Annotated in this window: 14 protein-coding genes, 4 tRNA genes, 2 rRNA genes and 1 pseudogene; 18 read left to right on the top strand and 3 right to left on the bottom strand. The window is 52.3% G+C overall.

Translation table 11 applies throughout. The features are described from left to right. The first annotated feature begins 45 nt into the window (after positions 1-45). From ACWWJF_RS09080 to birA, 5 genes are all read left to right on the top strand, one after another. Positions 46-2,952: ribosomal RNA gene (locus ACWWJF_RS09080) — 23S ribosomal RNA — on the top strand. A gap of 188 nt (positions 2,953-3,140) precedes the next feature. Continuing rightward, a 5S ribosomal RNA gene (gene rrf, locus ACWWJF_RS09075) occupies positions 3,141-3,256 on the top strand. Between the two features lie 145 nt (positions 3,257-3,401). After that, positions 3,402-4,570 (top strand): IS3 family transposase gene (locus tag ACWWJF_RS09070; protein WP_455869259.1). Its coding sequence is split into 2 segments (ribosomal slippage): positions 3,402-3,657 and positions 3,657-4,570, totalling 1,170 coding nucleotides; the frame shifts between segments, so codons are not numbered across the junction. Positions 4,571-4,707: 137 nt separating this feature from the next. Then, positions 4,708-5,745: a UDP-N-acetylmuramate dehydrogenase gene (gene murB / locus ACWWJF_RS09065; RefSeq protein ID WP_455869258.1), complete on the top strand. Its 1,038-nt coding sequence runs from the start codon at positions 4,708-4,710 to the stop codon at positions 5,743-5,745. Then, a complete protein-coding gene (birA, locus tag ACWWJF_RS09060; protein ID WP_455869257.1) occupies positions 5,742-6,701 on the top strand; it encodes a bifunctional biotin--[acetyl-CoA-carboxylase] ligase/biotin operon repressor BirA in 960 nt (319 codons plus the stop codon). The genes murB and birA overlap by 4 nt, the downstream gene beginning before the upstream one ends. A gap of 37 nt (positions 6,702-6,738) precedes the next feature. Here the strand turns inward: birA and coaA are convergent, their stop codons facing one another. The 3 genes and pseudogenes from coaA to ACWWJF_RS09045 all read right to left on the bottom strand — a co-directional run bounded on the left by coaA (position 6,739) and on the right by ACWWJF_RS09045 (position 9,387). Beyond that, complete coding sequence (gene coaA / locus ACWWJF_RS09055; protein WP_455869256.1) at positions 6,739-7,689, bottom strand: type I pantothenate kinase; 951 nt, start codon at positions 7,687-7,689, stop codon at positions 6,739-6,741. 392 nt (positions 7,690-8,081) lie between these two features. Further along, positions 8,082-8,770, bottom strand: a pseudogene (locus ACWWJF_RS09050) (IS1 family transposase). A gap of 68 nt (positions 8,771-8,838) precedes the next feature. Beyond that, entirely contained in the window at positions 8,839-9,387 is a 549-nt protein-coding gene (locus tag ACWWJF_RS09045) for a GNAT family N-acetyltransferase (RefSeq protein WP_455871009.1), read from the bottom strand. A gap of 363 nt (positions 9,388-9,750) precedes the next feature. On the opposite strand from ACWWJF_RS09045, the gene ACWWJF_RS09040 reads away from it, so the two are divergent. The 13 genes from ACWWJF_RS09040 (at position 9,751) to rpoC (ending at position 23,854) form a co-directional block, all read left to right on the top strand. Further along, positions 9,751-9,826 (top strand) — tRNA-Thr (locus ACWWJF_RS09040). Between the two features lie 15 nt (positions 9,827-9,841). Beyond that, positions 9,842-9,926: transfer RNA gene (locus ACWWJF_RS09035), tRNA-Tyr, on the top strand. Between the two features lie 105 nt (positions 9,927-10,031). Beyond that, positions 10,032-10,106 (top strand) — tRNA-Gly (locus ACWWJF_RS09030). 6 nt (positions 10,107-10,112) lie between these two features. Further along, positions 10,113-10,188 (top strand) — tRNA-Thr (locus tag ACWWJF_RS09025). Between the two features lie 105 nt (positions 10,189-10,293). After that, positions 10,294-11,478 carry an elongation factor Tu gene (gene tuf, locus ACWWJF_RS09020; RefSeq protein WP_455868687.1) on the top strand — a complete coding sequence of 395 codons (1,185 nt, stop codon included), beginning with the start codon at positions 10,294-10,296 and terminating at the stop codon, positions 11,476-11,478. A gap of 249 nt (positions 11,479-11,727) precedes the next feature. Continuing rightward, positions 11,728-12,111 carry a preprotein translocase subunit SecE gene (gene secE, locus ACWWJF_RS09015; RefSeq protein WP_455869255.1) on the top strand — a complete coding sequence of 128 codons (384 nt, stop codon included), beginning with the start codon at positions 11,728-11,730 and terminating at the stop codon, positions 12,109-12,111. A 1-nt stretch (position 12,112) separates the two neighbouring features. Further along, positions 12,113-12,658, top strand: a complete 546-nt coding sequence (gene nusG, locus ACWWJF_RS09010) for a transcription termination/antitermination protein NusG (RefSeq protein WP_222158935.1) — start codon at positions 12,113-12,115, stop codon at positions 12,656-12,658. Positions 12,659-12,810: 152 nt separating this feature from the next. Further along, the gene (rplK, locus tag ACWWJF_RS09005; RefSeq protein WP_438815174.1) at positions 12,811-13,239 is read left to right on the top strand and encodes a 50S ribosomal protein L11; all 429 of its coding nucleotides are present in this window, start codon (positions 12,811-12,813) and stop codon (positions 13,237-13,239) included. A 3-nt stretch (positions 13,240-13,242) separates the two neighbouring features. Continuing rightward, entirely contained in the window at positions 13,243-13,947 is a 705-nt protein-coding gene (gene rplA, locus ACWWJF_RS09000) for a 50S ribosomal protein L1 (RefSeq protein ID WP_455869254.1), read from the top strand. Positions 13,948-14,254: 307 nt separating this feature from the next. Then, the gene (gene rplJ / locus ACWWJF_RS08995) at positions 14,255-14,752 is read left to right on the top strand and encodes a 50S ribosomal protein L10 (protein ID WP_455871008.1); all 498 of its coding nucleotides are present in this window, start codon (positions 14,255-14,257) and stop codon (positions 14,750-14,752) included. A 66-nt stretch (positions 14,753-14,818) separates the two neighbouring features. Next, on the top strand, positions 14,819-15,184 hold the full coding sequence (gene rplL / locus ACWWJF_RS08990; RefSeq protein ID WP_264626660.1) for a 50S ribosomal protein L7/L12: 366 nt from the start codon (positions 14,819-14,821) through the stop codon (positions 15,182-15,184). Positions 15,185-15,510: 326 nt separating this feature from the next. Continuing rightward, entirely contained in the window at positions 15,511-19,539 is a 4,029-nt protein-coding gene (gene rpoB, locus ACWWJF_RS08985) for a DNA-directed RNA polymerase subunit beta (RefSeq protein WP_455871007.1), read from the top strand. A gap of 91 nt (positions 19,540-19,630) precedes the next feature. Further along, positions 19,631-23,854, top strand: a complete 4,224-nt coding sequence (rpoC, locus tag ACWWJF_RS08980; protein WP_455869253.1) for a DNA-directed RNA polymerase subunit beta' — start codon at positions 19,631-19,633, stop codon at positions 23,852-23,854. The last annotated feature ends 10 nt before the right edge of the window (positions 23,855-23,864 follow it).

The following is a 23,864-nucleotide window of genomic DNA, read 5'->3' as shown; positions in this document are numbered from 1 at the left end:
GTGATTCTCTCAAGCTTTCACACCCGAGACATTTTCGGGTTGTGAGGTTAAGTGAATAAGCGTACACGGTGGATGCCTAGGCAGTCAGAGGCGATGAAGGGCGTGCTAATCTGCGAAAAGCGTCGGCAAGCTGATATGAAGCGTTACAACCGACGATACCCGAATGGGGAAACCCAGTGCAATTCGTTGCACTATCATGTCATGAATACATAGTGGCATGAGGCGAACCGGGGGAACTGAAACATCTCAGTACCCCGAGGAAAAGAAATCAACCGAGATTCCCCCAGTAGCGGCGAGCGAACGGGGAAGAGCCCAGAGTCTGAATCAGCTTGTGTGTCAGTGGAAGCGTCTGGAAAGTCGCACAGTAAAGGGTGATAGTCCCGTACACGAAGACGCACAGGTTGTGAGCTCGATGAGTAGGGCGGGACACGTGTTATCCTGTCTGAATATGGGGGGACCATCCTCCAAGGCTAAATACTCCTGACTGACCGATAGTGAACCAGTACCGTGAGGGAAAGGCGAAAAGAACCCCGGCGAGGGGAGTGAAATAGAACCTGAAACCGTGTACGTACAAGCAGTGGGAGCATCCTTCGGGGTGTGACTGCGTACCTTTTGTATAATGGGTCAGCGACTTATATTCTGTAGCAAGGTTAACCGCATAGGGGAGCCGCAGGGAAACCGAGTCTTAACTGGGCGTTAAGTTGCAGGGTATAGACCCGAAACCCGGTGATCTAGCCATGGGCAGGTTGAAGGTTGGGTAACACTAACTGGAGGACCGAACCGACTAATGTTGAAAAATTAGCGGATGACTTGTGGCTGGGGGTGAAAGGCCAATCAAACCGGGAGATAGCTGGTTCTCCCCGAAAGCTATTTAGGTAGCGCCTCGTGAATCCATCTTCGGGGGTAGAGCACTGTTTCGGCTAGGGGGTCATCCCGACTTACCAACCCGATGCAAACTACGAATACCGAAGAATGTTATCACGGGAGACACACGGCGGGTGCTAACGTTCGTCGTGAAGAGGGAAACAACCCAGACCGCCAGCTAAGGTCCCAAAGTCATGGTTAAGTGGGAAACGATGTGGGAAGGCATAGACAGCCAGGATGTTGGCTTAGAAGCAGCCATCATTTAAAGAAAGCGTAATAGCTCACTGGTCGAGTCGGCCTGCGCGGAAGATGTAACGGGGCTAAACCATGCACCGAAGCTGCGGCAGCGACGCTTAGGCGTTGTTGGGTAGGGGAGCGTTCTGTAAGCCGTTGAAGGTGAACTGTGAGGTTTGCTGGAGGTATCAGAAGTGCGAATGCTGACATAAGTAACGATAAAGCGGGTGAAAAGCCCGCTCGCCGGAAGACCAAGGGTTCCTGTCCAACGTTAATCGGGGCAGGGTGAGTCGACCCCTAAGGCGAGGCCGAAAGGCGTAGTCGATGGGAAACAGGTTAATATTCCTGTACTTGGTGTTACTGCGAAGGGGGGACGGAGAAGGCTATGTCATCCGGGCGACGGTTGTCCCGGTTTAAGCGTGTAGGTGGGTGACTTTGGTAAATCCGGGTCACTGTTAACACTGAGGCGTGATGACGAGGTACTACGGTACTGAAGTGACAGATGCCCAGCTTCCAGGAAAAGCCTCTAAGCATCAGGTAACATTGAATCGTACCCCAAACCGACACAGGTGGTCAGGTAGAGAATACCAAGGCGCTTGAGAGAACTCGGGTGAAGGAACTAGGCAAAATGGTGCCGTAACTTCGGGAGAAGGCACGCTGTGCGAGGTGTAGGGATTTGCTCCTGAAGCTTTGCGCAGTCGCAGATACCAGCTGGCTGCAACTGTTTAATAAAAACACAGCACTGTGCAAACACGAAAGTGGACGTATACGGTGTGACGCCTGCCCGGTGCTGGAAGGTTAATTGATGGGGTTATCCGTAAGGAGAAGCTCTTGCTCGAAGCCCCAGTAAACGGCGGCCGTAACTATAACGGTCCTAAGGTAGCGAAATTCCTTGTCGGGTAAGTTCCGACCTGCACGAATGGCGTAATGATGGCCAGGCTGTCTCCACCCGAGACTCAGTGAAATTGAACTCGCTGTGAAGATGCAGTGTACCCGCGGCAAGACGGAAAGACCCCGTGAACCTTTACTATAGCTTGACACTGAACCTTGAGCCTTGATGTGTAGGATAGGTGGGAGGCTTTGAAGTGTGGACGCTAGTCTGCATGGAGCCAACCTTGAAATACCACCCTTTAATGTTTGATGTTCTAACCTGGGCCCATAATCTGGGCTGGGGACAGTGTCTGGTGGGTAGTTTGACTGGGGCGGTCTCCTCCCAAAGAGTAACGGAGGAGCACGAAGGTTAGCTAATCCTGGTCGGACATCAGGAGGTTAGTGCAAAGGCATAAGCTAGCTTGACTGCGAGAGTGACGGCTCGAGCAGGTACGAAAGTAGGTCTTAGTGATCCGGTGGTTCTGAATGGAAGGGCCATCGCTCAACGGATAAAAGGTACTCCGGGGATAACAGGCTGATACCGCCCAAGAGTTCATATCGACGGCGGTGTTTGGCACCTCGATGTCGGCTCATCACATCCTGGGGCTGAAGTAGGTCCCAAGGGTATGGCTGTTCGCCATTTAAAGTGGTACGCGAGCTGGGTTTAGAACGTCGTGAGACAGTTCGGTCCCTATCTGCCGTGGGCGTTGGAGAATTGAGGGGGGTTGCTCCTAGTACGAGAGGACCGGAGTGAACGGACCACTGGTGTTCGGGTTGTCATGCCAATGGCATTGCCCGGTAGCTACGTGCGGAAGAGATAAGTGCTGAAAGCATCTAAGCACGAAACTTGCCCCGAGATGAGTTCTCCCTTGTCCCTAGAGGACGCTGAAAGGCCGTTGAAGACGACGACGTAGATAGGTTGGGTGTGTAAGTGCAGCGATGCATTGAGCTAACCAGTACTAATGACCTGTGAGGCTTAACCTTACAACGCCGAAGATGTTTTGGTGTTTATTGAGAGAGAAAATCGTGTGGAACGATTTTGAACAGCGCGGAGCGCTGGCCCCGAAGGGGTGAGTATCAGGATGATACGAACAATCACGTGCTCGTTAAATTCAGCTTGTTGACAGATTGGCATTCATGGCTGAGAGGCGGTGGATGTGAAACAGAATATGCCTGGCGGCGATAGCGCGGTGGTCCCACCTGACCCCATGCCGAACTCAGAAGTGAAACGCCGTAGCGCCGATGGTAGTGTGGGGCTTCCCCATGTGAGAGTAGGGAACTGCCAGGCTTTTAATATAGCGAAGGGGCTGTCCGGAAGGACAGCCCTTTTTGCTGTGCGTAGTCTCTGGTGGTATGGGGTTGTAGTGGCACACTGATACTGGCCACCTGAGCGGAGGTGATATGCTCACCTCATCAACACGACAGGTGACCTCATGGGTAAACATTTTACGGCGGAATTTAAGCTCGAAGCCGCAAAGCTGGTTGTCGACCACGGCTACACATACGTTAAGGCCGCAGAGGCGGTTAATGTCAGCCATTCTGCCATTAGTCGCTGGGTCAATAAGCTTCGCCTTGAACGACAGGGAAAAACGCCAACGGGACTTCCTCTTACCCCTGAACAGCTCGAGCTGCGTGAGATGAAGAAAAAAGTCCAATGCCTTGAAATGGAGAACGAAATCCTAAAAAAGGCTACGGCGCTCTTAATGTCGGACTCACTCAACGGTTCACGGTAGTCGACAGGCTGAGGGCGCGATACCCGGTCACGGCGTTGTGCCAAATTTTTGAGGTACATCGCAGCAGCTACAGGCACTGGCAGGCTTCCGCTAATGAACCCGACGGTGAGCGCGTGGTTAAGTGTAGCCGCGTCATGGAAGCCTGGAACGCCAGCGGCGGCTCTGCCGGCGCTCGAAGTATCGCGACCATCGTCACCGGCAGCTCCGGTGTCAAAATGGGGCGCTGGCTGGCTGGCAAGCTGATGAAGGAGCTGGGTATCGCCAGCTGCCAGCGACCGGCTCACAAATACAAACGCGGCGGCAATGAACACGTTGAAATACCGAACTATCTCAACCGCCAGTTCGCGGTTACCGCGCCGGATCAGGTCTGGTGCGGCGATGTGACCTACATCTGGACGGGCAAATGCTGGGCTTACCTTGCGGTGGTGCTAGATCTGTTCGCCCGCAAACCGGTGGGCTGGGCCATGTCGACGTCGCCGGACTCGGCGCTGACAGTTAAAGCGTTGCAGATGGCCTGGGAACTCCGGGGACAACCAACAGGAGTCATGTTCCACAGCGACCAGGGCAGCCACTATACCAGCCGTCAATACCGGCAAGCCCTGTGGCGCTGCCGGATAAAGCAGAGTATGAGTCGGCGGGGTAACTGCTGGGATAATGCGCCAATGGAGCGGTTCTTCCGCAGCCTGAAGACAGAATGGGTGCCGACAAAGGGTTACAACAGCTTCAGCGAAGCCCAGGACGCGATTATCCGCTACATCACGGGGTATTACAGCGCTATCCGGCCTCACTGGTATAACGGCGGCTTAACTCCAAACGAATCTGAGCGACTGTTCTACATACAGTCTAATGCGGTGGCCAATATTAGTTGACCACTACAGGTTTTTATCATCAGGAATGGCTCACCTTTCATTGCTCTCTCAGGGAGCGAAGATGCCCGCGTACCGTAGAGATTTGGCGTGCGGGATCGGGTAAACTACGGCGTATTCAATCTGGAGAGTACGTTCTGATGACGAGCAGTGTCACATCCCTTAAGCCATACCATACCTTCTCTTTGCCCGTTTATGCCGATGAGATCGTCTGCGCCGATACACCGGATTCGTTGGTTGCTTCCTGGCGTCATGCGAATGAACAGAATAAACCGGTGTTGATTGTGGGGGAGGGTAGCAATGTCCTGTTTTTGGAAGATTTTGCAGGGACTGTCATTGTTAACCGCATAAAAGGGATTGAGATTGCTGAAGATGATCGCGGATGGCATCTGCACGTGGGTGCCGGTGAGAACTGGCATCATCTGGTCGAGTATACACTGCAACAGGGCGTGTCGGGCCTGGAAAATCTGGCGCTGATCCCTGGCTGTGTCGGCTCGGCTCCCATCCAGAATATTGGCGCTTATGGCGCTGAGTTTAAGCAGTTTTGCGCATATGTCGATGTCTTGGATCTTACCCTCAATCAGGTGACCCGCCTCAGTGCTGAGCAGTGCCAGTTTGGCTATCGTGAAAGTATCTTTAAGCATGAATACCGCCAGGGATTTGCCATTATTGCAGTAGGTCTGCATCTGACTAAGTCCTGGGTGCCTTTGTTGGGCTATGGTGATTTGGCGCTGCTCGATCCTGCAACCGCGACGCCTGATGCTATTTTTACTACGGTATGTGCGATGCGGCGTAAGAAATTACCCGATCCGGCGCTGATGGGAAATGCGGGCAGTTTTTTCAAAAATCCCGTCGTTAGCGCCGAGCAAGCACAGGCTATCTTGATGCGCTATCTCAATGCACCACACTATCCGCAGCCCGATGGTACGGTTAAATTTGCTGCTGGCTGGCTTATCGACCAGTGCCAGTTAAAAGGACACCGCATTGGCGGTGCGGTGGTTCAGCAGCAGCAGGCTCTGGTGCTGGTCAACCTTGATGAGGCGACGAGTGGCGATATCGTTGCGCTGGCGCGTTATGTGCGTAATAGCGTCGCAGAGACATTTGCACTCTGGCTTGAGCCGGAAGTGCGCTTTATTGCTTCAACGGGTGAAGTAAGCGCGACAGATGTGCTGTCATGAAAGATATCCGCGTCCCTTTAACGCTTATCAAGATCCTTTCCGACGGTGAATTTTACTCAGGTGAATACCTCGGTGAACTGTTGGGAATGAGCCGGGCAGGGATTAACAAACATATCCAAACCATCAGAGAGTTGGGACTGGATGTGTTTCCCGTTACAGGGAAAGGGTACAGCTTGCCTGAACCGATGCAATTGCTCGATGAGAATGTTATTCGTGCCGCACTCCCAACAAATAACGTTGCGGTACTGCCTGTCATTGATTCGACCAACCAGTATCTGCTCGACCGGCTGGAAAGCTTGCACTCTGGTGATGCGTGCGTGGCAGAGTACCAGCAGGCTGGTCGTGGTCGTCGCGGGCGTCAGTGGCAATCACCGTTTGGCGCTAACCTTTACCTCTCCATGTTTTGGCGCTTGGAGCAGGGGCCTGCCGCTGCGGTGGGGGTGAGCCTGGCTATTGGTATCGTGATTGCAGAAGTGCTGCATCGTCTCGGTGCACATGATGTCAAAGTCAAATGGCCCAACGATCTCTATATGCACGATCGCAAACTGGCCGGGATTCTGGTTGAGCTGATGGGAAAAACGGGAGATGCGGCGCAGTTAGTGATCGGTATTGGCATCAACTTGCGGATGCGGGCCTCTTCGGGGCAAGGCGTGACGCAGGAATGGATCAACCTGCAAGAAGCCGGGATCGATATCGATCGTAATATTTTGGCCGCTACGCTTATCACTGAATTGAGTAACGCGCTGGAAGTGTTTGAGCAAGGCGGACTACGTTCGTTCATCCCTCGCTGGCAAGCCATCGATAATTACTATAATCGCCCGGTGAAATTGATTATGGGCGAACGCGAGATCCATGGGATTGAACGCGGAATTGATGAGCAGGGCGCGCTGTTACTTGAAGAGAACGGCGAGATTAAAGCCTACATTGGTGGCGAAATCTCACTGCGTGGCAAATAGCCAGTAGGGGGAATTCCCCCACTGTCTTGTAATATTGCTATTTTCTCAAACGTACATAGTCAACGGCATGATTAGCGTTTTTGGTCATAATCAAACTGGCGCGCTCACGGGTAGGCAAAATATTTTGGTGCAAGTTAGGTTCATTGATATCACGCCAAATTTTGGTCGCAATTGTCACCGCTTGCTCTTCCGTTAATTTTGCATACTCGTGAAAATAAGAATTAGGATCGGAAAATGCACCCAGGCGGAATTTCAAAAACCGGTTTATATACCAGGATTTTAATAATTCTTCCGATGCGTCAACATATATAGAAAAATCAATAAAATCAGAAATAAAAGTGCGTGGTTGTGCGTGCGGATAATCGATTCCACTTTGCAGAACGTTTAATCCTTCAAGGATAAGAATATCCGGTTGCTCCACCACTTTATTACTGTTTGGCACGATATCGTAAGTCAGGTGTGAATATATTGGTGCAGTGACTTTTTTAGCCCCCGATTTTATATCCGACACAAATTTCATCAGACTATGAATATCGTAAGATTCAGGAAAACCTTTTTTCTGCATTAGGTTCCTGTCTTTAAGCACCTGTTTGGAATGTAAAAAACCATCTGTGGTGATCAATTCAACTCGACGATGCTCAGGCCATCGGCTTAGCAACGCCTGCAATACGCGTGCGGTAGTACTTTTGCCAACCGCGACGCTGCCTGCGATGCCAATAATATAGGGAATACGCTGCCCGTTAGTGCCGAGAAATTGCTCCAATACTGCCTGGCGTCTCAGGTTTGAGCCGATATAAAAATTAAGCAGACGTGATAAAGGCAGATAGATTTCGGCAACTTCATCGAGTGATAACTCGTCATTGATCCCTTTTAACCGGATGATTTCTTCTTCTGTCAGCGTTAATGGCACTGAATTGCGCAATGCAGCCCATTGATGGCGATCGAAGTGTAGGTAGGGTGTTGCCAAAGGTTGCTCGCTGTCTCTCATCTGTCCAATTTATCCTATAGACCATCCTGCCTGGAGGCGAAACTGCCCATGTGTTGTATGAGCAGGAAGTATAAGCCGCGGGTGGTCATACACGGTAATGTTGTGATTCGATTAGTAGATGTCAGGCCATATCGTTATACACATCTTTCTAACGCACTGTTTAATCAATGAGTTACGGGTTTATCTCAGAGTGGCATTTTGAACCTCAAAAAGCCAATGGGATGGCTTGAATGCCTTAATTCACGGGGTTCTGAGCATCCTGTTCAAAAAATGGCCAAAAGATGTGTATAACGATATGATGTCAGGCAGGTTACACGTTGGACACGCAGAAAAGAAGACAACAATATGATATTTCCTGACGCAATAGCGTCAGGAAACGGTAATGACTCCAATTAGTAGAACATGTGTTTTTCGATGAAGGCTCCGATGACTTTTTCGTGGATCTCGACGGAGCGCGAGAAGCAAATCGTTTTACGCGCCAGTCGTTTAATGCGGGTACGGAGCTTCAGGTTATTGCGCTCTATGCGTTGCGTGAAGATCTTGCCAGTCAGATGTTTCTGCTTCGGAACCTCTCTTGCATAGCTGCCCCAGTTGTCACTGGTAATCATGCCGATGTTGAACGGTGTCAACAGAGCCAGCAATTCACGGCAGGTCTCATCGGTTCGGGGGCCAAAAGTGTAGGCCAGAACACCGCCCGTTTTGGTATTGTAAGCCTACCAGTGCTGTAGCGCCTGACTGCCAACGAAGCTCCATTGCTCATCAAGTTCACAGATAAGGGCGACGTCGGCGTGAGCAACGGGAGAAGACGTTATCCTGCGGGGCGAGAGCTTTTTAAAGCCCGGATGACCGTATTGATGCCGATTTTCAACGTTCTGGCGGTATCGCGAACACCGGCACCGTTGAAGGCCATATCAACGATCTGCTCTTTGACTCCCGGCTTTCGCGCTTCATAGCGGTAGGTAAGCTGGAATACACGGCGACAGCACTGACACCGGAAGCGTTCGCGCTTAGTTGGACTAAGGCCATGTCGATAAACTTTATCTGAATGGCAGCGAGGGCAATGAACAAAAACAGTAACCACGTGGAAACCTCAAATAGCGGCAGAATATCACAAAAGCCAACTATTTGAAGGCATTACCCAGGAAACGATTAACTTGCCAAGGCTGGTGTCATCCGATTGGCGACAAACAGGCGCTTGTAGTAGATGGCGGTAGGATGATAGCTGCCGTCGGGCGCACTGGCATAATCAGGAATTTCCCCCAGATAGCGATATCCCTGCATGCGATAAAAGGCTTCTGCCGGAGAACCCGCCTGAGTATCCAGATACAGCAGGCCACGATTGAGCTCAAAGGAGGTTGCTTCAAGCGCCGACAGTAGTTTGCGGCCAATACCCTGGCGACGCGCGCGGCTGTGTGCCAGCAGTTTTTGCACCTCTGCCCGGTTCAACCCATTGCTTTTCTGGCACAGTTCAAGCTGCACGCTTCCGATAATACCTTGGGCATCACGGGCAATCCACAGTAAACGCGTCCCTTCCACCAGAGAGGTGCGTAATCCGTGAAAATAGCTGGCTGCGGTATCGTGAGACAAAGGCATCTCATAGCCAACAGATGCGCCATGCATTACCGCATCTAGCAACAGGTCTGCCAGCTCTGTGCGGTAAACCGGAAGGGTTGTGTCATTAAGTAAAACGATTTTCATCATGCAGCCTCCAGCGAAATAAGCCCTCTCTGACCCTATTTACTAAAACATAGCAAGATACATGCCAGGCCAGATTTACGTCGTTAACGCGGTTAAACACATATTTATGGCGAAGAAGGTGCGTTACCTTGGAGCAAAAGGTCATTGTTGGTGCAGAATCGTGCTGACGTCATTGTGAAAAAAGAATGCACGACAGGGGAGAATGTGCGGGATTGGTCGTGAATTTGGATGTTCTTTAGGCATTTTATCGCATGATACGTGAATTCATGCTTGAATTTGGATAAAATCTAAGCGATAGCGCATTTTAAGCAATTTTTTTGTTGCATAGGTGGCTCGCTCTACCTAGAATGCGCAGCACTTGATGCCGGCTTAGCTCAGTTGGTAGAGCAACTGACTTGTAATCAGTAGGTCGCCAGTTCGATTCCGGCAGCCGGCACCATCAAGTACACAATTAGGTGGGGTTCCCGAGCGGCCAAAGGGAGCAGACTGTAAATCTGCCGTCACAGACTTCGAAGGTTCGAATCCTTCCCCCACCACCAAATTCAAGCCATACAGGTTATGGGTTAACCAACGCGACGAGGCAATCATCGTGTCGGCGAAGGCGGAAGCTTTCAACAGAGAAATCAGGTAGCCGAGTTCAGGATGCGGGCATCGTATAATGGCTATTACCTCAGCCTTCCAAGCTGATGATGTGGGTTCGATTCCCACTGCCCGCTCCAATAAGTGCTGATATAGCTCAGTTGGTAGAGCGCACCCTTGGTAAGGGTGAGGTCGGCAGTTCGAATCTGCCTATCAGCACCACTTCTTTTCCATCTCCTGATTTCCTTTCTGTAAAATATTTGTCAAGCGTTAGCTTGGTTAATGTGGTGCTATCACCGATTTATCCATGTCTTAGAGGGACAGTCGATGTCTAAAGAAAAGTTTGAACGAACTAAACCGCACGTTAACGTCGGTACTATCGGCCACGTTGACCATGGTAAAACCACTCTGACCGCAGCGATCACCACCGTACTGGCTAAAACCTACGGCGGTAGCGCGCGCGCATTCGATCAGATCGATAACGCGCCGGAAGAAAAAGCACGTGGTATCACCATCAACACCTCCCACGTTGAATACGACACCCCGACCCGTCACTACGCACACGTTGACTGCCCGGGACACGCCGACTACGTGAAAAACATGATCACCGGTGCTGCCCAGATGGACGGCGCGATCCTGGTAGTTGCTGCGACTGACGGCCCGATGCCGCAGACTCGTGAGCACATCCTGCTGGGTCGTCAGGTAGGCGTTCCGTACATCATCGTGTTCCTGAACAAATGTGACATGGTTGATGACGAAGAGCTGCTGGAACTGGTTGAAATGGAAGTCCGTGAGCTGCTGTCTCAGTACGACTTCCCGGGTGATGATACCCCGATCGTTCGTGGTTCAGCGCTGAAAGCACTGGAAGGCGACGCTGAGTGGGAAGCAAAAATCATCGAACTGGCTGGCTATCTGGATTCCTACATCCCAGAACCAGAGCGTGCGATTGACCGTCCGTTCCTGCTGCCTATCGAAGACGTATTCTCCATCTCCGGCCGTGGTACTGTGGTTACCGGTCGTGTAGAGCGCGGTATCGTTAAAGTGGGTGAAGAAGTTGAAATCGTTGGTATCAAAGATACTGCGAAATCGACTTGTACTGGCGTTGAAATGTTCCGCAAACTGCTGGACGAAGGCCGTGCGGGTGAGAACGTTGGTGTTCTGCTGCGTGGTATCAAACGTGAAGAAATCGAACGTGGTCAGGTACTGGCTAAGCCGGGCTCCATCAAGCCGCACACCAAGTTCGAATCTGAAGTGTATATCCTGAGCAAAGATGAAGGTGGCCGTCATACTCCGTTCTTCAAAGGCTACCGTCCTCAGTTCTACTTCCGTACTACTGACGTAACGGGCACCATTGAACTGCCGGAAGGCGTTGAAATGGTAATGCCGGGCGACAACATCAAAATGGTTGTTACCCTGATCCACCCGATCGCGATGGACGACGGTTTGCGTTTCGCAATCCGTGAAGGCGGCCGTACCGTTGGTGCAGGTGTTGTTGCCAAAGTTATGGCGTAATCGCCGATAAATTTGACTCAACATGCAGTAAAAGGGCATCATTTGATGCCCTTTTTCTACGCTGCGCTCAGTAGAACCTATCTCATCACGGATTGTGGCGTATAATCCTGCTAATCTGTGGTTAGATAGGCTCTGTAGATTACAGCGTAGATGCCGAGTTTCGCTGCGAGCGAAACATCATGTCGGTTTGGTTTGCCCTGCGTTGCGGGGCAAAGTTATTTGTCTGATTCATGAGTGACAGGTTGGTTTATGAGTGCAAATACCGAGACCCAGGGTAGTGGGCGTGGCCTGGAAGTGATCAAGTGGCTGGTTGTGGCGGCTTTACTCGTTGTTGCCATAGTGGGTAATTATTACTACCGCGGGTACAGTCTGCCGCTTCGCGCATTGGCCTTTGTTATCCTGATTGCTGCCGCAGGCGGTGTTGCACTGTTAACCGCCAAAGGCAAAGCAACGGTGACCTTTGCCCGCGAAGCGCGCACTGAAGTTCGTAAAGTGATTTGGCCAACCCGCCAGGAAACGCTGCATACCACGTTGATCGTTGTCGCGGTAACTGCCGTGATGTCACTGATTCTGTGGGGGCTGGATGGTATTCTAGTCCGTTTGATATCATTTATCACAGGCCTGAGGTTCTAAGATGTCTGAAGCTCCAAAAAAACGTTGGTACGTCGTTCAGGCGTTTTCCGGCTTTGAAGGCCGCGTTGCACAATCGCTGCGCGAGCACATCAAATTGCACAACATGGAAGAGCTGTTTGGCGACGTCATGGTGCCGACCGAGGAAGTGGTTGAGATTCGTGGCGGTCAACGTCGTAAAAGCGAACGCAAATTCTTCCCTGGCTACGTGTTGGTACAGATGGTAATGGAAGACGCCAGCTGGCACTTGGTGCGTAGCGTTCCGCGTGTGATGGGCTTTATCGGCGGTACGTCCGATCGTCCTGCGCCAATCAGCGACAAAGAAGTTGACGCTATCATGAACCGCCTGCAACAGGTGGGTGATAAGCCGCGTCCGAAAACGCTGTTCGAACCGGGCGAAATGGTGCGCGTCAACGACGGCCCGTTTGCCGATTTCAACGGTGTGGTGGAAGAAGTGGATTACGAGAAAAGCCGCCTGAAAGTGTCGGTCTCCATCTTCGGACGTGCTACGCCTGTTGAGCTGGATTTCGGCCAGGTGGAAAAGGGCTGATATAGCCTGTCGTTCGTAAAGAAATTCTTGTATCTGGCGCGAAATTAATCTATTATTTCGCGCCTTTTGTTTTTAGGTGCTATGTCATCTGAAAAAATCAAAAATCACGGGGAGCCTTTTTAAGGCGTTATTACCCATTAGAGGAAAGTTAAATGGCCAAGAAAGTACAAGCCTACGTCAAGCTGCAAGTTGCAGCTGGTATGGCTAACCCGAGCCCGCCGGTTGGTCCTGCTCTGGGTCAGCAAGGTGTGAACATCATGGAATTCTGTAAGGCATTCAATGCTAAAACAGAAAGCCTGGAAAAAGGTCTGCCGATTCCGGTTGTGATCACCGTTTACTCCGACCGTTCCTTCACCTTCGTTACCAAAACGCCTCCGGCAGCAGTTCTGCTGAAGAAAGCGGCTGGTATCAAGTCTGGTTCTGGCAAGCCGAACAAAGACAAAGTAGGTAAAGTGACCCACGCTCAGGTTATGGAAATTGCCCAGACCAAAGCGGCGGACATGACGGGTGCCGACGTGGACGCTATGGCGCGTTCTATCGCGGGTACTGCTCGTTCCATGGGCCTGGTAGTGGAGGACTAAGAGATGGCTAAGCTGACCAAGCGCATGCGCGTGATCCGTGAGAAAGTTGATGTTACCAAACAATATGACATCAACGAAGCTGTAGCCCTGCTCAAAGAGCTGGCCACTGCTAAGTTTGTTGAAAGCGTTGACGTTGCCGTAAACCTGGGCATCGACGCACGTAAATCTGACCAGAACGTTCGTGGCGCAACTGTACTGCCGCACGGTACTGGCCGTTCCGTTCGCGTTGCCGTATTTACCCAAGGCGCAAACGCTGAAGCTGCTAAAGCAGCTGGCGCAGAGCTGGTAGGTATGGAAGATCTGGCTGACCAGATCAAGAAAGGCGAAATGAACTTTGACGTGGTTATTGCTTCTCCGGATGCAATGCGCGTTGTTGGCCAGTTGGGTCAGGTTCTGGGTCCACGTGGCCTGATGCCAAACCCGAAAGTTGGTACTGTAACGCCGAACGTTGCTGAAGCGGTTAAAAACGCGAAAGCCGGTCAGGTTAGTTACCGTAACGACAAAAACGGCATCATCCACACCACCATCGGTAAGGTTGATTTCGACGCTGACAAACTGAAAGAAAACCTGGAAGCTTTGCTGATTGCGCTGAAAAAAGCCAAACCAGCTCAAGCGAAAGGCGTGTACATCAAGAAAGTTAGCATCTCCACCACCATGGGTGCTGGCGTTGCCGTTGATCAGAGTGGCCTGAACGCGGTCGCTAACTGATAGCTTTACCTGGGCGAAAGATGTACGTATAATATTACGCCCATTGTCCTTAAATGGACGAAACAGATTTTTTCGGTTGGAGCCTGGCCTGATCCAGGCCTCCGTCCAAGACCGCAGGTGCTTCAACGTTTTCGGGTTTTCCTGAAGAACGCGAAGCTTAATTTTCCTGCGTAGACGGTGACAGAGCCTAAAGAAAATTTTCTTTTACTGGATTCTGCTCACCGTGTTTTGACGCCTGTTTTCCATGTGGTTGCAGGTGAAGTGAGTTCCGGAAATGTATTCCGGCTATATCCAGGAGCACAAGCTAATGGCATTAAATCTTCAAGACAAACAAGCGATTGTTGCTGAAGTCAGCGAAGTGGCCAAAGGCGCGCTGTCTGCGGTTGTTGCGGATTCTCGTGGCGTAACCGTAGATAAAATGACTGAACTGCGTAAAGCAGGTCGTGAAGCTGGCGTATACATGCGTGTTGTTCGCAACACCCTGCTGCGTCGCGTCGTTGAAGGCACTCAGTTCGAATGCCTGAAAGGCACGTTTGTTGGTCCGACCTTGATTGCATATTCTATGGAACACCCGGGCGCTGCTGCTCGTCTGTTCAAAGAGTTCGCAAAAGCGAATGCAAAATTCGAGGTTAAAGCTGCAGCCTTTGAAGGTGAGTTGATTCCGGCGGCTCAAATTGACCGTCTGGCAACGCTGCCGACTTACGAAGAAGCAATTGCACGCCTGATGGCGACCATGAAAGAAGCCTCTGCAGTCAAACTGGTCCGCACTCTGGCAGCTGTTCGCGATCACAAAGAAGCGGCGTAATCGCCCTTTTCCTGTTTTCGCATTTGCTTACGTATAAACTATTTCTGATTGTTAGGAACAATTGTCATGTCTATCACTAAAGATCAAATTATCGAAGCAGTTGCCGCTATGTCCGTAATGGACGTTGTTGAGCTGATCTCTGCTATGGAAGAAAAATTCGGCGTTTCTGCTGCCGCTGCTGTAGCTGTTGCTGCTGGCCCGGTTGAAGCTGCTGAAGAGAAAACTGAATTCGACGTTATCCTGAAAGCTATCGGCGCTAACAAAGTTGCCGTAATCAAAGCTGTTCGTGGCGCAACTGGCCTGGGTCTGAAAGAAGCGAAAGACCTAGTTGAGTCTGCACCTGCTGCGCTGAAAGAAGGCGTGAGCAAAGATGACGCTGAAGCTCTGAAGAAATCTCTGGAAGAAGCTGGCGCTGAAGTTGAAGTTAAATAAGCCAACCCTTCCGGTTGCAGCCTGAGTTTTCAGGCTGATGGCTGGTGACTTTTTGGTCACCAGCCTTTTTGCGCTGTAGGGCATCTGTGGTGTTTCGCACCGTTTGGCCACGGATTATCCCAATATTTTTTTCTATCGACGCCTTAATATACTGCTTTCCAGCCTGTGTTCCCTGCCTGTGCAAAAGCAATGAAATGATTTAAGAGTGATAGAAAGACGTATTAACGAAGGGCGGATTGCCTTTCGATCAACAAAATCGTGTAGCAATGAACCGTCCTGTCAGGACGAGCAAGTGGTTCTTACTTTTCAGCGAGCTGAGGAACCCCATGGTTTACTCCTATACCGAGAAAAAACGCATTCGTAAGGATTTTGGTAAACGTCCGCAAGTGTTGGACATACCTTATCTCCTTTCTATCCAGCTTGACTCGTTTCAGAAGTTCATCGAGCAAGATCCGGAAGGCCAGTACGGTCTGGAAGCCGCATTCCGTTCCGTATTCCCAATTTCAAGCTACAGTGGTAGCTCTGAGCTGCAATACGTAAGCTACCGTTTGGGTGAGCCCGTATTTGACGTCAAAGAGTGTCAGATTCGCGGGGTGACCTTCTCAGCACCGCTGCGCGTCAAGCTGCGTCTGGTGATCTACGAGCGCGAAGCGCCGGAAGGCACCGTAAAAGACATCAAAGAACAAGAAGTGTACATGGGTGAAATTCCGCTCATGACCGAAAACGGGACCTTTGTTATCAACGGTACTGAGCGCGTTATCGTTTCTCAGTTGCACCGTAGTCCGGGCGTGTTCTTTGACAGCGACAAGGGTAAAACCCACTCTTCCGGTAAAGTGCTGTATAACGCACGAATTATCCCTTACCGTGGTTCCTGGCTGGATTTCGAGTTCGATCCGAAAGATAACCTGTTTGTGCGTATCGACCGTCGCCGTAAACTGCCAGCGACCATCATTTTGCGCGCGCTGGGCTTCTCGGCTGAAGAAATCCTGGACCTGTTCTTCGACAAAATTGTCTACGAGATCAACGGCAACAAGCTGCAAATGGATCTGGTGCCTGAGCGCCTACGCGGTGAAACCGCCTCGTTCGACATCGAAGCCAATGGCAAAGTGTACGTTGAAAAAGGCCGTCGTATCACTGCGCGCCACATTCGCCAGTTGGAAAAAGACAGCGTAGAGCGCATTGAAGTACCGGTCGAATACATCGCCGGGAAAGTGCTGGCGAAAGACTATGTAGACGCAGGCACCGGCGAACTGATCGGTGTGGCGAACATGGAGCTGTCGCTGGATCTGCTGGCTAAACTGAGCCAGGCAGGCCATAAGCGCATTGAGACCCTTTTCACCAACGATCTGGATCACGGCCCGTACATCTCCGAAACACTGCGTGTAGACCCGACCAACGATCGCCTGAGCTCGCTGGTTGAAATCTATCGCATGATGCGTCCGGGCGAGCCGCCGACACGTGAAGCCGCAGAAACGCTGTTTGAGAACCTGTTCTTCTCTGAAGATCGTTACGATCTGTCCGCTGTGGGCCGCATGAAGTTTAACCGCTCCCTGCTGCGCGATGAGATCGAAGGTTCCGGTATCCTGAGCAAAGACGACATCATTCAGGTGATGAAGAAGCTCATCGATATCCGTAACGGTTCCGGTGAAGTCGATGATATCGACCACTTGGGCAACCGTCGTATCCGTTCCGTGGGCGAAATGGCGGAAAACCAATTCCGCGTTGGCCTGGTGCGCGTAGAGCGTGCGGTGAAAGAGCGTCTGTCCCTGGGCGATCTGGATACCCTGATGCCGCAGGACATGATCAACGCTAAGCCGATTTCGGCGGCGGTGAAAGAGTTCTTCGGTTCCAGCCAGCTGTCCCAGTTTATGGACCAGAACAACCCGCTGTCCGAAATTACGCACAAACGCCGTATCTCCGCGTTGGGCCCAGGTGGCCTGACCCGTGAACGCGCTGGCTTTGAAGTGCGTGACGTACACCCGACCCACTACGGTCGCGTATGTCCTATCGAAACGCCGGAAGGTCCGAACATCGGTCTTATCAACTCGCTGTCCGTGTACGCGCAAACCAACGAATACGGTTTCCTTGAAACCCCGTATCGTCTGGTGCGTGACGGTGTGGTAACGGATGAAATCCATTACCTGTCCGCGATTGAAGAAGGTAACTACGTTATTGCACAGGCGAACACCAACCTCGACGAAGAAGGGCATTTCGTTGACGATCTGGTGACCTGCCGTAGCAAAGGCGAATCCAGCTTGTTCAGCCGCGATCAGGTTGACTACATGGACGTTTCCACCCAGCAGGTGGTTTCCGTCGGTGCATCTCTGATCCCGTTCCTGGAACACGATGACGCCAACCGCGCCCTGATGGGTGCGAACATGCAACGTCAGGCTGTTCCGACCCTGCGCGCTGACAAGCCGCTGGTAGGTACTGGTATGGAACGCGCTGTGGCCGTTGACTCCGGTGTAACTGCCGTTGCCAAACGCGGCGGTACCGTACAGTACGTCGACGCATCCCGTATCGTTATCAAAGTTAACGAAGACGAGATGTATCCGGACGAAGCGGGCATCGACATCTACAACCTGACCAAATACACCCGTTCTAACCAGAACACCTGTATCAACCAGATGCCGTGTGTGTCTCTGGGTGAGCCAGTTGAACGTGGCGATGTGCTGGCTGACGGCCCGTCTACCGATCTGGGTGAGCTGGCGCTGGGTCAGAACATGCGCGTTGCGTTCATGCCTTGGAACGGCTACAACTTCGAAGACTCCATCCTCGTGTCCGAGCGTGTGGTGCAGGAAGACCGTTTCACCTCTATCCACATTCAGGAACTGGCGTGTGTGTCTCGTGACACCAAGCTGGGGCCAGAAGAGATCACTGCCGACATCCCGAACGTGGGTGAAGCTGCGCTCTCCAAACTGGATGAGTCCGGTATCGTGTATATCGGTGCTGAAGTAACGGGCGGCGACATTCTGGTCGGTAAAGTGACGCCGAAAGGCGAAACTCAACTGACGCCGGAAGAGAAACTGCTGCGCGCGATCTTCGGTGAGAAAGCGTCTGACGTTAAAGACTCTTCCCTGCGTGTGCCGAACGGCGTATCCGGTACGGTTATCGACGTTCAGGTCTTTACCCGCGATGGCGTGGAAAAAGACAAACGTGCGCTGGAAATCGAAGAGATGCAACTGAAGCAGGCCAAAAAAGACCTGACGGAAGAATTGCAGATCCTCGAAGCCGGTCTGTTTGCCCGTATTCACGCTGTGCTGGTCTCCGGCGGCGTGGAAGCAGACAAGCTGGACAAGCTGCCGCGTGAGCGTTGGTTGGAACTGGGTCTGACTGATGAAGAGAAACAAAATCAGTTGGAACAGCTTGCCGAGCAGTACGATGAGCTGAAACACGAATTCGAGAAAAAACTCGAAGCGAAGCGCCGCAAGATCACGCAAGGCGACGATCTGGCTCCGGGCGTCCTGAAGATCGTCAAGGTGTATCTGGCTGTTAAACGTCAGATTCAACCGGGTGACAAGATGGCAGGCCGTCACGGTAACAAGGGTGTTATCTCCAAGATCAACCCGATCGAGGACATGCCTTACGATGAGAACGGTACGCCGGTCGATATCGTATTGAACCCGCTGGGCGTTCCATCGCGTATGAACATCGGTCAGATTCTGGAAACTCACCTGGGTATGGCGGCTAAAGGTATCGGCGAGAAGATCAACGCCATGCTGAAACGTCAGGAAGAAGTGGCTAAACTGCGCGAATTCATCCAGAAAGCCTACGATCTGGGCAACGACGTGCGTCAAAAAGTCGACCTGAACACCTTCACTGATGATGAAGTGTTGCGTCTGGCGGATAACCTGAAGAAAGGGATGCCGCTGGCAACGCCAGTGTTCGACGGTGCCAAAGAGTCCGAGATCAAAGAACTGCTGACGCTGGGTGGTCTGCCGACCTCCGGTCAGATCACGCTGTTCGATGGTCGTACCGGTGAACAGTTTGAGCGTTCAGTAACCGTCGGTTACATGTACATGCTGAAACTGAACCACTTGGTTGACGACAAGATGCACGCGCGTTCTACCGGTTCTTACAGCCTGGTAACCCAGCAGCCGTTGGGTGGTAAAGCCCAGTTCGGTGGTCAACGCTTCGGTGAGATGGAAGTGTGGGCGCTGGAAGCGTATGGCGCAGCTTATACCCTTCAGGAAATGCTGACGGTGAAATCCGATGACGTCAACGGCCGTACCAAGATGTATAAAAACATCGTGGATGGTGACCATCGTATGGAACCGGGCATGCCGGAGTCCTTCAACGTACTGTTGAAAGAAATCCGCTCGCTGGGTATCAACATCGAGCTGGAAGAAGGTTAATCCTGCTCGCTGGTACGCTTTGCTCGTGTAAAGGAGTGCCTGAGCTTCGGCTCAGGCATCCAACAGGTCTAACTCCGACGGGAGCCAATCCGTGAAAGACTTATTAAAGTTTCTGAAAGCGCAAACCAAGACCGAAGAGTTTGATGCGATCAAAATTGCGCTGGCATCGCCAGACATGATTCGTTCCTGGTCTTTCGGTGAAGTTAAAAAGCCGGAAACCATTAACTACCGTACGTTCAAACCTGAACGTGACGGTCTGTTCTGCGCCCGTATCTTCGGGCCAGTGAAAGACTATGAGTGCCTGTGCGGTAAGTACAAGCGCTTGAAACACCGTGGCGTTATCTGTGAGAAATGCGGCGTTGAAGTGACCCAAACCAAAGTGCGCCGTGAGCGCATGGGCCACATCGAGCTGGCGTCTCCGACTGCGCACATCTGGTTCCTGAAATCACTGCCGTCCCGTATCGGCTTGCTGCTGGATATGCCGCTGCGCGATATCGAACGCGTGCTGTACTTCGAATCCTATGTGGTGATTGAAGGCGGCATGACCAACCTGGAAAAACGTCAGATCCTGACTGAAGAGCAGTATCTGGACGCGTTGGAAGAGTTCGGTGACGAATTCGACGCCAAGATGGGTGCCGAAGCGATCCAAGCCCTGTTGAAAAACATTGATCTGGAACAGGAATGCGAACAGCTGCGCGAAGAGTTGAACGAAACCAACTCTGAAACCAAGCGTAAAAAGCTGACCAAGCGCATCAAGCTGCTGGAAGCGTTCGTACAGTCTGGCAACAAGCCGGAGTGGATGATCCTGACCGTGCTGCCTGTGTTGCCGCCGGATCTGCGTCCGCTGGTTCCGCTGGACGGTGGTCGTTTCGCAACCTCAGATCTGAACGATCTGTATCGTCGCGTGATCAACCGAAACAATCGTTTGAAACGTCTGCTGGATCTGGCTGCGCCGGATATCATCGTACGTAACGAAAAACGTATGCTGCAAGAAGCGGTAGATGCCCTGCTGGATAACGGTCGTCGCGGTCGTGCGATTACCGGCTCCAACAAGCGTCCGCTGAAATCTTTGGCCGACATGATCAAAGGTAAGCAGGGTCGTTTCCGTCAGAACCTGCTCGGTAAGCGCGTGGACTACTCCGGTCGTTCCGTTATTACCGTAGGTCCGTACCTGCGTCTGCACCAGTGCGGTCTGCCGAAGAAAATGGCACTCGAACTGTTCAAACCGTTCATCTACGGCAAGATGGAACTGCGTGGTCTTGCTACCACCATCAAAGCCGCCAAGAAAATGGTTGAGCGTGAAGAAGCCGTGGTTTGGGATATCCTGGATGAAGTTATCCGCGAACACCCGGTACTGCTGAACCGTGCGCCGACCCTGCACCGTTTGGGTATTCAGGCGTTCGAACCGGTTCTGATCGAAGGTAAAGCCATTCAGTTGCACCCGCTGGTGTGTGCGGCGTATAACGCCGACTTCGACGGTGACCAGATGGCTGTTCACGTACCGCTGACGCTGGAAGCCCAGTTGGAAGCGCGTGCGCTGATGATGTCGACCAACAACATTCTGTCTCCGGCGAACGGCGAACCTATCATCGTTCCGTCTCAGGACGTGGTATTGGGTCTGTACTACATGACCCGTGACTGTGTTAACGCCAAAGGCGAAGGCATGGTGCTGACCGGTCCGAAAGAAGCAGAACGTATCTACCGTGCGGGTCTGGCCTCGCTGCATGCGCGCGTTAAAGTGCGTATCACCGAGCATGAGAAGAATGCGCAGGGTGAGTGGGTGGCTAAAACCAGCCTGATCGACACCACTGTGGGCCGTTCCATCCTGTGGATGATCGTGCCGAAAGGTCTGCCGTACTCAATCGTTAACCAGGCGCTGGGTAAAAAAGCCATCTCCAAGATGCTCAATACCTGTTACCGCGTGCTGGGACTGAAGCCGACCGTTATCTTCGCTGACCAGATCATGTACACCGGTTTCGCCTATGCAGCGCGTTCCGGTTCTTCTGTTGGTATCGACGATATGGTCATCCCGGCGAAGAAAGTGGAAATCATCAACGAAGCGGAAGCCGAAGTTGCTGAAATCCAGGAACAGTTCCAGTCTGGTCTGGTAACCGCTGGCGAACGCTACAACAAAGTCATCGACATTTGGGCCGCTGCTAACGAGCGCGTGGCCAAAGCGATGATGGAAAACCTCTCGACCGAAACCGTTATCAACCGTGATGGCGAAGAAGAGCGTCAGGTTTCCTTTAACAGCATCTTTATGATGGCTGACTCCGGTGCGCGTGGTTCTGCGGCACAGATTCGTCAGTTGGCCGGTATGCGTGGTCTGATGGCGAAGCCGGATGGCTCCATCATCGAAACGCCGATCACCGCGAACTTCCGTGAAGGTCTGAACGTACTCCAGTACTTCATCTCCACGCACGGTGCGCGTAAAGGTTTGGCGGATACCGCGTTGAAGACAGCGAACTCCGGTTACCTGACCCGTCGTTTGGTTGACGTGGCACAGGATCTGGTAGTGACCGAGGACGATTGCGGCACGCACGAAGGCATCATGATGACTCCGGTTATCGAAGGTGGCGACGTTAAAGAGCCGCTGCGTGAGCGCGTACTGGGTCGTGTAACGGCTGAAGATGTTCTGAAGCCGGGCACCGCTGACATTCTGGTAGCGCGTAACACGCTGCTGGACGAACAATGGTGTGACCTGCTGGAAGAAAATTCCGTCGACGCCGTTAAAGTTCGCTCTGTGGTAAGTTGTGAAACCGACTTCGGCGTGTGCGCCAAGTGTTACGGTCGCGACCTGGCACGTGGTCACATCATCAACAAAGGTGAGGCCATCGGGGTTATCGCAGCACAGTCCATCGGTGAACCGGGTACTCAGCTGACCATGCGTACGTTCCACATCGGTGGTGCGGCATCGCGTGCGGCGGCTGAATCCAGCATTCAGGTGAAAAACAAAGGTAGCCTGAAACTGTCCAGCGCCAAGTTCGTTAAGAACGCAGCGGGCAAGCTGGTTATCACCTCGCGTAACACCGAACTGAAACTGATCGACGAATTCGGTCGTACCAAAGAAAGCTACAAAGTGCCATACGGTGCGGTAATGGGCAAAGGCAACGGTGACGAAGTGACCGGCGGTGAAACCGTCGCAAAATGGGATCCGCATACCATGCCAGTTATCACCGAAGTGGGCGGTAGCATTCGCTTCACCGACATGATCGACGGTCAGACGATTACTCGTCAGACTGACGAACTGACCGGTCTGTCCTCCATCGTGGTTCTGGACAGTGCAGAACGTACCGGTGGTGGTAAAGATATGCGTCCGGCACTGAAAATCGTGGATGCCAAAGGTAACGATGTATTGATCCCGGGCACCGACATGCCGGCACAGTACTTCCTGCCGGGCAAAGCGATCGTTCAGTTGGAAGATGGCTCTCAGATCGGTGCCGGTGACACCCTGGCTCGTATTCCGCAGGAATCCGGCGGTACCAAGGACATCACCGGTGGTCTGCCGCGCGTTGCCGACCTGTTCGAAGCGCGTCGTCCGAAAGAACCGGCTATCCTGGCTGAAATCACCGGTATCATTTCCTTCGGTAAAGAGACCAAAGGCAAACGTCGTCTGTTGATATCTCCGTTGGATGGCAGCGATGCTTACGAAGAGATGATTCCGAAATGGCGTCAGCTCAACGTGTTTGAAGGTGAACGCGTAGAACGTGGCGATGTGGTTTCTGACGGTCCGGAATCGGCGCACGATATTCTGCGTTTGCGTGGTGTGCATGCGGTAACCCGTTACATCACCAACGAAGTGCAGGAAGTTTACCGTCTGCAAGGCGTTAAGATTAACGATAAACACATCGAAGTTATCGTTCGTCAGATGCTGCGTAAAGGGACCATTGCCAGCGCGGGTAGCTCCGAGTTCCTGGAAGGCGAGCAGGCAGAAGTGTCGCGCATCAAGATCGCCAACCGTCAGTTGGAAGCGGATGGCAAGATCCCGGCTACGTACCACCGTGACCTGCTGGGTATCACCAAGGCATCTCTGGCAACCGAATCCTTCATCTCTGCGGCATCGTTCCAGGAAACGACGCGCGTGTTGACGGAAGCGGCCGTTGCGGGTAAACGCGACGAACTGCGCGGTCTGAAAGAGAACGTCATCGTGGGTCGTCTGATCCCAGCCGGTACCGGTTATGCGTACCACCAGGATCGCATGCGTCGCCGTCATGCGGGCGAAGTGCCAGCAGTCGCTCCGGTGAGTGCTGATGAAGCTTCTGCAAACCTGGCTGAGCTGCTGAACGCAGGCTTTGGTAGCAGCGACGACGAATAAGCTATCTACC

Source organism: Symbiopectobacterium sp. Eva_TO, from assembly GCF_053848865.1.
The sequence above is the reverse complement of the archived record's forward strand: the minus strand, read 5'-3'. Positions and strand labels throughout refer to the sequence as shown.